The organism is Occallatibacter sp. (genome assembly GCF_049582745.1).
Taxonomy (GTDB): domain Bacteria; phylum Acidobacteriota; class Terriglobia; order Terriglobales; family Acidobacteriaceae; genus Telmatobacter.
Window position 1 is genome coordinate 12,046 of the sequence record NZ_JBAUUO010000170.1, and the last position, 14,548, is coordinate 26,593.

Here is a 14,548-nt window from a genome sequence, read left to right on the forward strand (position 1 = left end):
CGTGAGCATTGTGCTACGCAGAAGAAAGCCCCGGGGAAGGCACCCAGTGGGCGTGCAGTCCCGGGGCGATTTCATTCTAGCCTAGTAGTACAGCTTGAGAGCAAATTGAATCTGTCTCGGATCATAGGGAGCATCGCGTGTGGATCCAATTGCGCCAAATGTGCTGCTGGTGTAGGTGCCGGAACCGCCAACGGCGACTACACCGTTGCCACCGAAGTTGGGAGCGTTGAAGTTCGGGTGATTAAGAATGTTGAAGAATTCCGACCGGAACTGCATTGAGAAGCGTTCGCTGATTTGAAACGCCTTGAACAGTGAGAAGTCGAGGCGATGGTATCCCGGCCCGTCGATCTGGCCGGCCTTGCCGCCCAGAGCAGCCGCGCCGCTATAAGCCACGCAGCCTGTGGGGGAGTCTGGGATCGGCGCGATAGCACCGCCCACATTGCCCAACTGGCAAGGTTGGCTGAAAGCACTGGGGTTTCCGATCCAGAATGGACCGTGATACCCACCTTGTGTCGCGACCTTGACACCAAGCTGCGGACTCTTCCCGGGAAGGAGGATATCGTTGCAACTCGTTCCCGAAGTTGTGCCGGTGGGGCAACCAAAGTTGATTGGCTGTCCACCCTGCAGAGTCACAATCCAGTTGGTGGACCATCCACCGAGTACTTGATTGGCGACTCCACCGTGATTCACGTATCTCTTTCCCTTGCCGACCGGCAGTTCATATCCGCCACTAAAGTGAAGTACGTTGCGGAGATCGAAGTCTGCCCTCGCATAATCGAACTTGGGACCGAGACCAGGAACGGCGTAGGCGCGCAGAGAGCCTGTGCTGCCGCCGTTGAGGAGGTCACCTGCATCCGACAAGGTCTTCGACCAGGTGTAGGTGAGCAAGAACGTCAGGCCGTTTGCGAGCTGCTGTTCGAGTTTCGTCTGCAAACCATGATAGGAACTCACACCGTAAGTTGCCTGGTAACTGCCACCACCAAAATCAACGAATGGAATGCAGCTATTCTCCGCAAAGGTCGCGTATGGGCAACCCTTCCCCGTGCTGATGCCTGCTGGCAGAATCTGGGTTACATTCTGATAACCAACGCCACCCTGGAGGTCTTCGCCGTGGGTGTAAACATACGACGCCGTTGCCGAAATCGTGTGCGTTACCGAATATTGAACGGTGCCGTTTACGCTGAGGGTGCGCGGCGTTTGGTAGTCGAACTGAAGTCCCTGAAGACCCAGTCCCAACGAATTAACAGCCGTGGGCGTAAGTGGGATACAAGAGAATCCGGACTCAAACGACGCGGTACCTCCCGGACCTGCCGTTGGGCACCCACTGTAAGGCGTGTTGTAACTGAGCGGAGCCACCTGGGATGCAGCACTCGGATCGGCGGGATTTGCATGAATGGAAGGATTGAGGTTGAACACGAAGGGATAGTTCTCTCCGATATTCGGCCCGTACCCCTGGTTCTCAAAGGAATTGAAGAACAGTCCAAGGCCTCCGCGGGCTACCCATTTCGGCGTGATTTGATAGGCAAAGCCTATGCGGGGAGCATAGTTCGCTTTTTGCGTCTGCAAGAGCCCTTGCCCATACTTATTTGTACTCAGCAGCGTGATACCGTCCTGAGCCAGAAGATCGACGAAACCGGCACATCCGATGCCCGTGCACGTGGAGTTTGTTGAAAGGGCGCGATTGTCTTTTCCGGTGGCAGGAATGATGAAGGTCGGACCTCCGATTCCCCTCTCGGGAAGAGCGATCGGAACAAAGTTGGCCTGACCTCCGTTGGTCTCGTTGATAGGTCCAAAGTAGTCCCAACGAAGACCAAGATTCAGGGTAAGCTTTGGCGTCATCTTCCAGTCGTCCTGGAAGTAGGTGGCAAAGTACACCTTTTCGTCGTATGTCTTGTTAATGTTCGAAGCGTACACGTTGTCGGCGCCGCCCGAATAGCTAAAGCCGTTCGGATTGGCATTTCCGCCAATTGTGGCAGGCGCTGCCGTTGGAGGCAGCAGCATCTGGGCCATACCGCCGTTCGTGCTGCCCAGGTTCGGGATATCGGTGAAGCTGCCGCCGTAATTAAAGGCGCCGCGGGACCATGCCGGCTGCAAAGTGGAGAACTTCACGTGCTGATATTCAATGCCCATTTTGAAGCTGTGCTTCCCGTAGATCTTTGTGAAGTCATCTGTGACCTGAATAGTCGCGCTGACTTCGTCGGAAGGCAAGAAGTTGTTGCTGCCAAGGTTCGTCAGGTTACTGATGTAGAAATTCGGCAAGCCGCCGTTTTCTGAAACTTGCGGGATGTCCTGAATGCCGTATTGGTCAGGAATTCCCATTTGACCGCCGACCGGTCCGAAGCGAGTCGTGTGCAAATGGGCAAACCCTCCGCGCAACTGATTGATCGTGTTCGGATTGAAAACAAATGTGTAGGCTGCAACCATCTGAGCGGATTTCGCGGTCTGGAGGCCTTGTTGGAAGGCGCCTCCATCTGCTGCGCCTGCGAAGGGGCCAGGAATGAACTGTGGGTCATCCGAATAGCTGAAGCGGGCGAAGATCTGATTCTTCTCGTTGGGGTTGAAATCTTCGCGCGTATCGAACGTATTGGAATGCTCGTAAAGTGCCGGGCTGTCTTGATAGGTGCCCAATCCGGCATTCGGAACAGGGAAGAGATTCAGCAGCTTGATTGCATTCGCGTCGAGACGGCCGGCGGGAAGCATATTGAGGTCTGGGCAAGCGGCCACGGTGAAGGACTTGGTGCCGGGTCCGCATGCGCTGCTGAACGGATCGCGCACGTAGCCGTCAGCACCGGAATTATTTGTCAAGCCCGAGACGGGGTCCTGCGCACCGTTGGCGACGAAGCGCGTCGTCCCGGGATCAAGGATCGTGCCGCGTTGAATGGAGCGTCCCAAAATGTCGGTCCTGGCCGTTCCAGCCTGCTGGGTAAGGATGTCGGTCAAGTCTGTGTATGCGCTGGTCCTCTCCAGAGAAGTCGGAACAGAGCTAGTAAATGAAGTTCCCTGCACACGGCGTTTGCCTTCGTAGTCGCCGAAGAAGAAAAACTTGTTCTTGATGATCGGGCCGCCTATCATCGCGCCGAACTGATTCTGCCGCAATTCGCCTTTGACGGGCGTGGTCGAGTTGTCTTCGAACCAGTCCGCGGCGTCGAGTTTGTCGTTGCGGAAGAACTCCCACGCTGCGCCATGAATGCTGTTCGTGCCGGACTTGATGGTCGCGTTGAGCACCGCGCCGGCAGAACGGCCCAGTTCTGCGCTGAAGTCTGCTGTCTGCACCTTGAATTGTGAGATGGCGTCTACTGGAGGCAGAATGACAAAGTTCGTTCCGTTGAGGAAGTCGACGGCGTTTGAGTTGTTGTCGATGCCATCGAGAAGGTAGTTGTTTTGCGCGGGACGAAGACCGTTGGCAGAGAATGCACCTGACGCAGCGTTGCCGCGCGTGTCCGCCTGCGGTGTCTGCATGCCCGCTCCCAGTTGGGCAAGGAACGTAAAGTTGCGTCCATTTAGCGGAAGAGCATTCACTTCCTGCCCGCCGATCGTCTGGCCTACCGAAGCTTCTTCAGTCTGAAGCTGTGGAGGTGCGGTGGTGACTTCAACGGTCTCGGTTGCTGCGCCGAGCTTCAAAGAAACATTGACCTGAAGCACCTGAGCAACGGCTACAGTGAGGTTCTTCTGGGTTGTCTTGGCAAACCCTTTCGCCGTGACCGAAATCTGGTAGTGTCCAGTCCTGACAGGCGAAAAAGTATAGCCGCCGTCTCCGCCCGATTTGGTTTCCAGGGTAATGCCCTGATCGGTATTCAACAGGATCACCTGCGCATTGGGTACGACCGCGCCAGTGGAGTCCAGGACGCTGCCGGTGATTGCTCCTTCATCCACCTGGCCGAATGCGGATCGGCTTTGGACTAAGAAGAGGCAAAAGCAACTGAGAGTTGTGCAAACGGCGACTCGTAACCAATTGGAAGTTCTGCGCTCACGGCCCATCCCAATACCCTCCGTCTTCCCGTTCTCAGCTTCTGCGTGTCGATTGCTGGGGGTCGAAACTGCCCGTTTTCATCCGTTTTGTAAACGGTTTCATTGGCGTGCGAGGAAGCGTAGGATATTCGTACAAACTTTGTCAACCAAAAGTTGTAGATTCCTCTTCGCCAAATGGTTGACCGATTGGCCAAAATCCGGATATTACGCATTGCAACTGCCGAATACTTCCCATAAGTATTTTATAATGATATGTTTATGCTACGAATAGAGATGCAGTTAAAAGGTTGCTCATCTTGAGCCGGAGACCTGTAACACCATTGGATTTGGACGAGACACGCACATCGAGAGCGCCTTCACCTTCGTTCCTGTGGAAAACCGCTCAGTGAGTTCCGCGACCGGCTCTTACGGAGTAAAACGAGAGCGCAGGAGCGATCCCGACGAGTCCCGACCGTGGTGCTATTATCCCGTCATATTGTGCGCTCTACCTACCGCGGAATGAAGTCAAACCCCCACAACGTTAACCCGCGCATTTCTCGCCGGGAACTTCTCAAAAATATGGGGTTCGTGCCTTTACTACTCCGCCCTGCGCCTTTGTTCGGATCACGCCTATTTGCCGCGCCAGAGAATCCGACGAATTCGCAGGCGGCATTTCCGTTTGCAGACATTCGCTTGTTGCCGCATTATCCAGCTCAATCTCCGCTTGCAGATGTGCTCAAACTCGTTGTGCCAGGATCCGATCAATTCGCCACAGAGAAGTATGCGTTTGAAATTGAATCCGTGATGAAGCAATGGAGCAACGGCCTGAAGAACTCGACGCGTGACCATTCCGCGCTGGCCAGGTTCGCTGATGATGCCATTCAAGCAACACCGTTTTCCGACGTCAAAGCAACGAGAGTGCGGTCTTCCTTCGGCATTGACGTGGTCAGAAGAGAGTTTGCGTCTACACCGGTGACTGGACGCGAGCGATTGCTGAAGGAGATCGATGTCTGGCTTGAACCCCTTGAGCACTTGGACACTGTGGAGTTTGAGATTTTCGGGATCGAAGAGACCGTACATGCGCCACTCACGGTTCACATCGACGTTCGCTACGATCTTGTTGCGCGGCGGAGCAATGACAGCCGCGAGGAGCGAGTGGGATCGTGGCACATGGTTTGGTCGCGCGAAGCATCCGAGCCATGGAAGGCAGTGCGATGGGAGGCCGCTGAAGAGACACTGAGCGTGGTCCACGGACTCGCGTTCATTGACGTGACGACTCAGGCGATCGGCCAGACGGAGTCCTACGCGAAACATTTGGTGCATGGAGCCGATTACTGGCGCACAGTTCTGGATGGAGCGATCGGCGTTGACGTTTATGGCAATAATGGCGTGGCAGCCGGAGATTTCGATAACGATGGCTTCGACGATTTTTACGTTTGCCAACCTGCTGGACTGCCAAACCGCCTCTACCGAAACCGCGGCGACGGCACCTTTGAAGACGTCACGCAAAAGGCTGGTGTGGGTGTACTAGACAACACGGCTTGCGCGATCTTTGCTGATTTCGATAACAATGGCCGGCAGGATCTTCTTGTGGTTTGCGGGACGGGGCCACTCCTGTTTATCAATCAGGGCGACGGCGCTTTTATATTGAAGCGCGATGCGTTCAAATTTGCGCGGCAGCCGCAGGGAACCTTTACGCATGCAGCCGTTGCGGACTATGACCGCGATGGACGATTGGATATTTATTTCTGCATGTACATGTATTACCTGGGCCTCGATCAATATCACTATCCGATTCCCTACTACGACGCGCGCAACGGTCCGCCGAACTGCCTCTTCCACAACGAAGGCAATGGGAATTTCGTAGAGTCCACGGGAGCCGCCGGATTGAACGCAGACAACGACCGCTATAGTTTTGCCTGTGCCTGGGGTGATTCCAATTCCAACGGACTCCAGGACCTGTTTGTTGCCAATGACTTTGGAAGCTCGCAACTCTATCGCAATGACGGCGACGGAACGTTCACCGTTGTGTCGGCACAGGCAAACGTTGAAGGCGTCGGCGCAGGCATGAGTTGCTGCTGGGCCGATTTTGACAACGACGGCCGGCAAGACATTTACGTGCCCAGCATGTGGGAGGCCGCCGGGCAACGGGTTTCAGAACAGAAGCAGTTTCACGAAAACGCGCCGGAACGCATTCGTGAACTCTATCAGCGGCATGCGCGCGGCAATGCCCTCTATCGCAACCGCGGCGACGGGACATTTGAGAACGTGGGAAGGCAGGCTGCGGTTGAAATGGGGCGATGGTCATGGTCTTCTAATTCCTGGGACCTCGACCATGATGGCTATGCCGACCTCTATGTTGCGAACGGGTATCTTTCAGGAACTCAACGGGCCGATCTTGCCAGTTTCTTCTGGCGGCAGGTGGTCGCTAAATCCTCTGAGAACTCGACGCCGGCACCAGCCTACGAGCGCGGATGGCAAGCGATTAATGAGTTGGTTAGATCTGACAATACGTGGCACGGTTATGCGCGCAACGTGATGTTCGCAAACAATCGCGATGGCACATTCACCGAGGTTTCCGGCGCAGTTGGCTTGGATTTCCTTGAAGACAGCCGTGCTTTCGCACTTGCGGACCTTGATCACGACGGAAGGCTGGAAGTCATTCTCAAGAATCGCAACGCTCCACAAGTGCGGGTGCTTCACAATGCGATGACAGAGATCGGCGATTCGATCTCGTTCCGGCTGAGAGGGTATGAGAGTAACCGCGATGCCATCGGTGCGGCGGTGACAGTTGAGACCGGAAATCTGCGCCAGACCAAATACCTGCAGGCAGGATCGGGATTTCTGTCGCAGCACTCGAAGGAGCTTTTCTTCGGCCTCGGCAGTCCGGAGGGGACGGTTCGTGCGACGATTCGCTGGCCCAATGGGATGTCTCAACAATTTGAGAAGTTGCCGATCAACCATCGCATCGAACTCGGTGAGGGTCGTAGCACGTTCAAGGCAACGCCCTTCGGCAAGGCGCCGCCAGGCTATGCGCGCGCCGGCGAAGCGCCTCAGCCGGAGTCGTTGCCTTCGCAAGTGGAGACTTGGCTCATTGAACCGCTGAAAGCTCCTGGTTTTTCGTTGCCAGATCTCGCTGGGGGGGCGCTCGATCTCAATTCCCTCCAGGGTGGATTTGTATTGCTGGTCTTCTGGGCGACAACGGCGCCCGCTAGCCTCGAACAGCTGAAGCGGCTCCATGAGTATCCGACCGCGTCAGGTGCGGAGCGGATTTCGATCCTGGCGGTAAACGTTGACAGTGCGATCGAGGTGGAAAAGGCGCGCGCTTTTGCATCACAGGGGCAATTCTCGTTTCCTGCACTATTTGCTGGCGATGAAGTTGCAGGTGTTTATAACATCATTTACCGCCATCTCTTCGACCGGCGCAGAGACCTGCCGATTCCAATTGCATTCCTGCTGGATCGAGAAGGCATGATTGTGAAGGTTTTTCAAGGGCCGATGAACCTCGAACACTTAAGGGCAGATTTGAATTCCGTGCCTACCACTCCGGCCGGCCGCATGGAAAAGGCGCTCCCTTTCAAAGGACTTCTCGCGCAAGATGCTTTTCAGCGCAACGACTTTACCTATGGTGTGGCCATGTATCAACACGGTTTTCTTGAGCAGGCGGCAGAGTCGTTTCGGCAGGTCTTGCTGACAAAACCAGACAACGCCGATGCCTACTACAACCTCGGCACGCTGAATCTGAGAAAGAACGATTTCCAGCAGGCCCGCCAGTATCTTGAGAAGACGATCGAGTTGCGGCCGGGTTATCCCGAGGCGTGGAACAATCTCGGCATGATTGCAGCCCAACAGGGACAAATTGACGAAGCGATTCAAGATTTTGAGAAATCGCTTCAACTTCGGCCGGGATATGCAATTGCCTTGCTGAATCTCGGAAATGTCTACCGCCGTCAGCGGTCGTTTAAGAAGGCGCAGGAGTGTTTAGGCCGCGCACTTCAACTGCAGCCAGATGACCCGGAAACAAATTACAGCATGGGAATGCTTTATGCGCAACAAGGCGACGTGCCGCACGCAACCGAATCTCTGCGCAGGGCGCTTGAACTCCGCCCTGTTTATCCTGAAGCGCTGAATAATCTCGGCGTACTCTTTGTGCACACCGAGAAGTACGCAGAGGCAGAAGACCAATTCAAGACTGGAATCCGCGTGGCGCCGAATTTTGATCAGTCCTATTTGAATCTCGCGCGACTTTATACGATGCGCAACGAGAAGGAGCAGGCAAGAGATGTGCTGCTCGCTCTGCTGCGCGTGCAGCCGCAGAACTCAACTGCGAAGCAAGCGTTGGAAACGCTAAAATGACCGTCTGGAAACGGACAATGCAGTTTTTTTTCAAAACGGCGAACGTCGCCGCGTCTGTGCGAACCGGCGTCGTTACCGGGTCAGATTTCAGATTTGTTTCTTTCTTTGTTCTGGCTCTTGCGTTCAATGCCTGCGTTGTCGGCTTGGCGCAGCAGGCCCCAACCAAACATTCTGACGACTTCGCTGAAGCCGCGATGCTGGCGCAGCAGGGCAGGATTGCGGAAGCAAAGACGGCAACACTGGAAGCGCTGCAACACCATCCCTCCAGCGTTGAGGGCTATAACCTGCTGGGCATCATCGAGACGAATCAGCAGGATTATGAGGGCGCACTGGAAGCTTTCAAGAAGGCCCTCCGGATTGCTCCCAATTCCGTGAAGACGTACAACAACATCGGCAATGCCTACGTGGCGATCAAGAATCTTGCTTCGGCGGAGAAGGCATTCCGCATGGGGTTGCATCTGGATCCGGAGAACCAGGACGGCAACTACGACCTCGGAGTTCTGCTCATGATGGAGGGCAAAGCGGCCGAGGCCATACCTCACTTTCAGAAGGTGTCAACGCAGAATCTTGCCGCACGTTTCAACCTGATTCGCGCGTACTTCGAAAACAAGCGAGATGCAGATGCGCTTCGCGTCGCAACGGACGTATCGACGCAAGGCAAGAACGATGTGCAGGTGCATTTTTCTCTTGGCGTGTTGCTTGCTTCAGAGAAACAGTACAAAGCTGCCCAGCTTGAGTTGGAGAAAGCCGATGCCCTTCAACCGGAGACGTTTGAGATTATCTACAACCTCGGACAGGTCTACCTTCGCGATGGGCAGAATCCAAAGTCGGAGCTTGCTTTGAACCGCGCGCTGAGGCTCAGGCCTGAGTCGGTTGATGCGATGTACCTGCTCGCGCAAGCGTACACGAATGAGGGTCGTCCCCTGGACGCGCTGGATCTCCTGCTGAGCGCGCACAAGCTGGCGCCCGAGAATGTCGATGTCATCTTCCTGATGGCGCGGATCAGCATGTCGCAGAATTATTTTGAAGACGCGATCCCGTTATTGGAGTCGGGAATTCAGATTGCTCCTCGACGGGCTGACCTGATTGCGGCACTCGGCGAGAGCTATTTCATGGCGGGCAAGGTTGACAAGGCGGTTGACCAATTTACGAAGCTGGTGAAGATTGAGAATTCCGCGCGGTCCTATTCGTTTTTAGGGCTTTCCTACAGGAACCTCGGAAGGTTCGACGAGGCGAAACAATACTTTGAGGAAGGGATCAAGCTTGACCCTCACAATACATCGTGTCTCTTCAATCTGGGATTCATAGCCGAGCGCCAGGGAAATGCAGCCAGCGCGGAGAATTATTTTCAGCAGGCGCTTCGCTTCAATCCCGATTTTCCTGACGCGCTGCTCGAACTCGCTAATCTCCGAATGGCCGCGAAAAAACTCCCTGAGGCCGAGGAACTGCTGAGGCGATACGTCCGCGTAAGCCGCGACCCGGCCAACGGCTACTACAAGCTGGCGATGGTTGAGCGCAGCCGGCACGAGACTGCGGCCGCGGATCGGGATTTGAATTCGTTCAAGACTCTGTCAAAAAATGCCTCGACTGGTCCCCTTCCTTTTGAGAACCTGTTTGACTATCTCAACAATCGCTCCAACCTTACCCCCGGCGCGCGTAGGCGGCTGGACCTGACTGAGTTGACCAATGAAGTGAAGAAACATCCGGATCAACCTGAGAATCTGTATCTGTTGGCCGAGGCGTATCTGAAAGCCGGAGACGTGGAAAACGCGAAGAGCACGATTGCACAGCTCGACCAGCTCGCCGGTGGAGACTTTCGCACGCTGACCGGAATGGGCGTCCTGCTCGCTCGCTTTCACCTGTATGATGACGCGATTCAGCACTTTCAGCAGGCACTGCAAACGAATCCAAACTCAGATGATGTGAAATTCGATTTGGCCAACGCATATTTTCGAAAGCGCGAGTATTCGCAGGCACTCGACATTGCGCAACAGGTTTCGCCCGATGAGCAAAAAGACGATGCGTATATGGCTTTGCTAGGCGACATTTACGCGCACATCGGAAACGCAGAACCGGCGCGCAAGATATTCCAGGATGAAATCGTCCGCAACCCCGACAATGACCAAGCCTATCTTTCCCTTGCGCTACTGGATTTGCGCAATGGAAACATTGCGGAGGGGAGGCGGATCCTGCTGCAGGGCCAGGCCCGCATTCCTGGGTCGGGCAAGCTCTTTTGGGGGCTGGGGCTTATCGCGGCCATGCAGGGAAATCTCAATGAGGCCGCGGCAAATCTCGAACGCGCCGTCGATCTGCTGCCCGAGTGGGCGGGAGGTTATTCGACTCTTGGCGTGTTCTACTTTGAAACGGGACAGGTCGCGAAGGCCAGGGGCGTGCTGGATCGCTTCAAAAACAGCAGCGCAAATGCGAGCCTGGACATCGACAGGATTGCGCAGGTACTGGACCAGGCCGCACCGGCGAACGCGGCAGAGAGTGGGCCCACGGCGTTGGCTGACAAGGCACAGTTTCTACAGTTGGCGTTGTCGCTTGCAGACAGAACACTATGAGATCCATTTGGCACTTTCCCCGCGTTGAAAAAACAGTGCGACCGGTTGGATCGCGAGGCCTGCGCGATGGATCACCTGCTTTTACGTTGCTCGTTGGCTGCGTTCCTGTTTTGCTCTTCGCCATGACGGGCCTGACCGGCATTGTGAAGACAGGCGCGCAGCAACGGGCGAACGTGCAAGCTGCTCCAATCGGCGTTCGCTTCACCGACATTCGCCAGGCGGCGGGCATCACTTTCGTGCAGGATTCTACAGAAACGGATGAAAAGTACTACCTCGAAACCATGGGCACCGGAGTGGCGTGGATCGACTACGACCAGGATGGGCTGATGGATCTGTACTTCGTCCAGACTGGCGCGACTGATGCCTACAAGCCCGCGAGGCCCCTGCGCTCGGCTCTCTATCACAACAATGGCGACGGTACATTTACCGACGTGACAGAGAAGGCTGGCGTGGGCGGCGTGGGTCACTATGGACAGGGCGTCGCGGTTGGCGATTTCGATAATGACGGGTATCCCGATCTGTTTGTCACTGGCTATGGGCGCGCAATTCTGTATCGCAACAACGGCAATGGGACCTTTACCGATGTGACTGCGAAAGCCGGAGTGGCGGATGAGAGCAAGTGGTCGACGAGCGCGGCATGGGTCGACTTCGATAAAGATGGATGGCTTGACCTCGTGGTGACTAACTATCTTGATTGGTCGCCGCAGAGTAATGAATGGTGTGGCGAGCGCACCCCGGGCTATCGCTCTTACTGCAGTCCCAATAACTATCATGGACAGAAGACAAAGCTCTACCACAACAATCACGATGGCACGTTCACTGATGTGAGCGGGAAGTCGGGAATTGGCATGGCTGAGTCGAAGGGTATGGGCGTGGTCGCGGGTGACTTTAACAACGATGGCTGGCCCGACATTGCGATTGCGAATGACACCTGGCCCAACTTTTTCTTCGAAAATAAGCACGACGGAACTTTTTCAGACGAATCGCTGATCTCGGGACTGGCGGCGAGCGAGGATGGTCGCTACGAAGCGGGAATGGGTATCGATGCCGCCGATGTGGACGGGGACGGGTTTCTCGACGTCTACATCACGCATCTGGATTTTGAGTTGAGCCGCCTCTATCACAACAACGGGGACGGTACATTTACCGATGTCACCTACAGTTCAGGCATCGGCAATAAGGCAATCATGCTGAGCGGTGTTGCCGCGAAGTTCATCGACTACGACAATGACGGTTGGCCTGATATTGTGCAGGCGAACGGGGCCATGGTTGACAATGTAAAGCTCTACCACAGCGAGGTCTCCTATAAAGAGCCGCTGCTCATGTTCCATAACATGGGCGGAGGCCACTACGAGAAGATTTCAGACCCGCTTGGTCCTGACTTCAACCGCCCGGTGGCGGGTCGCGGCCTGGCGACAGCCGACTTCTTCAACACTGGTGCGGTCGGCCTCGCGGTGGTTTGCAGGGGCGATTTCCCTGAACTGCTGCGCAACGATGGCGGCAATGCCAACCACTGGCTCGAAGTTCTCCTGATCGGCACAAAATCCAATCGCGACGGAATTGGTTCCGTGCTGAAACTGACTTCGGAAGGGCTCGTTCACGTGGAGCAATCCAAGGGCGGAACGAGCTACATGTCTGCCAGCGACCCTCGCATACATTTTGGGCTTGGCAAGCGAACGAAAATTGAATCATTCGTCATCACGTGGCCGAGTGGGCAGGTGGACAAGCTGACGAATGTACCCATCGATCGGATCATCGCCGTGAAAGAAGGTGTTGGGATTGTGCCGCATCCTTTTCCCAGGGTCCCTCGCAAATGAGGAGAGAGCGACAAATCGCTCCACTCGTCCCTGGTCGATTCATGAGACAGATATGGGTAACCTATAATCAACGCATTCTATGATCACTCCGCGGCGCAGCTTTCTCGGGACTTCCCTTTTCGTGCTCGGCAGTTCTTTGCTCGACCGGCTTACCACTCCCCTCTGGGCGTGGAATGGAAGATACCGGCTTGAAGCGACGGTGGCAACTGCTCCAGAGTCTCCGGTTCAATTTATCGACGTTGCGGAGAGGGCCGGCCTGAACATCCCGAATGTCTGGGGAGGCGTCGACCACAAGCGAATCATCATCGAGACGAAAGGCAGCGGCATCGCCTTCTTTGATTATGACAATGACGGATGGCTCGACATTTATCTGACCAATGGAAACCGCCTCGACGCGCACTGGGCTCCGGGGAAAGAACCCACAACACATCTTTTCAAAAACAATCGCGACGGCACTTTTACAGACGTGACGGAAAAGTCCGGACTTGCACGATCGGGGTGGCAGACCGGCGTGTGCGTGGGCGACTACGACAACGATGGCTGGGATGACCTGTTCTGCACGTTCTGGGGTCACAACATTCTCTTCCATAACAACGGCAACGGGACCTTTACCGATGTGACACACAAGGCTGGTCTCTACCAGGAGCACGGACGGTGGGGCACAGGTTGTACGTTTTTCGATTACGACCGCGACGGCCATCTCGACCTTTTCGTCTGTCACTTCGTCAAGCTTGACCCCGATAAGCCGTTGACCGTCGATCAAGCGAGTTTCTGCCAGTGGAAGGGTGTGCCTACCATGTGCGGCCCTCGCGGACTTCCCGGCGATACAAACATCCTGTACCACAACAATGGAGACGGCACTTTTGCGGATGTATCGGAGAAGGCTGGGATCCTGAAGCCGGGGCTGCGGTATTCCATATCCTCGGTCTCTTACGACTTTGACAATGATGGATGGCCTGATATTTATGTAGCGGTCGATTCCGAGCCAAGCATTTTGTTCAAAAACAACCACGACGGCACGTTCACCGATGTCGCGGTGATGGCGGGTTGCGCGTATAACGATGACGGCCATGAGCAGGCTGGAATGGGGCTCGGGGTTGCAGACTACGATTGCGATGGCTGGCTCGACATCTTCAAAACGAACTTCGCCGACGATACGTGCAACTTGTACCACAACAACGGCGACGGCACCTTCACCGACCTGTCATTCGATTCCGGCGTCGGCATCAATAACAGCTACGTGGCATGGGGTTGCGGCTTTATTGATTACGACAACGATGGCTGGTCCGACATTGTTCAAGTGAACGGGCATGTATACCCCGAGATCGACCACTATAACTTTGGCGAGACGTTCAGGAATCCCAGGCTGGTTTACAAGAATCTTGGCAACGGGCACTTCAAAGATGTTTCGGCAACGATGGGATCCGGCATAACCGCAAAATATTCCAGCAGAGGCGCGGCATTCGGCGACTTCGATAACGACGGCGGCATGGATGTGTTGATCCTGAACATGAATGAGTTGCCCTCTCTGCTCAAAAACGTCGGGGGCAACAAGCAGAACTGGATCAAGATCAAGCTGGTGGGCACGAAGTGCAATCGAACCGCGATCGGCGCGCGCGTCCGCGTGGTGACTGGAAAACATATCCAGATGAATGAAGTAAGTAGCGGCGCCAGTGTCATGTCGCAAAACGATCTCCGCCTTCATTTCGGACTCGGGACCGTGGACACGGTGGACCTGATTGAGGTCAAGTGGCCTACGACGCAGAAGCTTGAGAAGTTTACACAGGTAAAAGCCAACCAGATCATCACGATTCGCGAGGGCGACGGCATCGTATCGACGATGAAACCGCATACGAGCTAGAG

General features: G+C 55.3%; 5 protein-coding genes. 4 read left to right on the forward strand and 1 reads right to left on the reverse strand.

Annotation, left to right across the window (positions count from 1 at the left end):
* Nucleotides 1-81 precede the first annotated feature (81 nt).
* Nucleotides 82-3,873 (reverse strand): TonB-dependent receptor, encoded by a 3,792-nt coding sequence (locus tag WCA10_RS23815; protein WP_472825037.1) that lies wholly within the window; start codon nucleotides 3,871-3,873, stop codon nucleotides 82-84.
* A 654-nt stretch (nucleotides 3,874-4,527) separates the two neighbouring features.
* On the opposite strand from WCA10_RS23815, the gene WCA10_RS23820 reads away from it, so the two are divergent.
* The 4 genes from WCA10_RS23820 (at nucleotide 4,528) to WCA10_RS23835 (ending at nucleotide 14,546) form a co-directional block, all read left to right on the forward strand.
* Complete coding sequence (locus tag WCA10_RS23820; RefSeq protein ID WP_472825038.1) at nucleotides 4,528-8,304, forward strand: FG-GAP-like repeat-containing protein; 3,777 nt, start codon at nucleotides 4,528-4,530, stop codon at nucleotides 8,302-8,304.
* Between the two features lie 17 nt (nucleotides 8,305-8,321).
* Nucleotides 8,322-10,868, forward strand: coding sequence for a tetratricopeptide repeat protein (locus WCA10_RS23825; RefSeq protein WP_472825039.1), 2,547 nt, complete (start codon nucleotides 8,322-8,324; stop codon nucleotides 10,866-10,868).
* A gap of 35 nt (nucleotides 10,869-10,903) precedes the next feature.
* A complete protein-coding gene (locus WCA10_RS23830; RefSeq protein WP_472825040.1) occupies nucleotides 10,904-12,685 on the forward strand; it encodes a CRTAC1 family protein in 1,782 nt (593 codons plus the stop codon).
* A 79-nt stretch (nucleotides 12,686-12,764) separates the two neighbouring features.
* Nucleotides 12,765-14,546 (forward strand): CRTAC1 family protein, encoded by a 1,782-nt coding sequence (locus WCA10_RS23835; protein ID WP_472825041.1) that lies wholly within the window; start codon nucleotides 12,765-12,767, stop codon nucleotides 14,544-14,546.
* Nucleotides 14,547-14,548 lie beyond the last annotated feature (2 nt).

Coding starts and splice junctions, on each gene's coding strand:
- WCA10_RS23820 (WP_472825038.1), top strand. CDS start 4,528: ATGGGGTTCGTGCCTTTACTACTCCGCCCTGCGCCTTTGTTCGGATCA.
- WCA10_RS23825 (WP_472825039.1), top strand. CDS start 8,322: ATGCAGTTTTTTTTCAAAACGGCGAACGTCGCCGCGTCTGTGCGAACC.
- WCA10_RS23835 (WP_472825041.1), top strand. CDS start 12,765: ATGATCACTCCGCGGCGCAGCTTTCTCGGGACTTCCCTTTTCGTGCTC.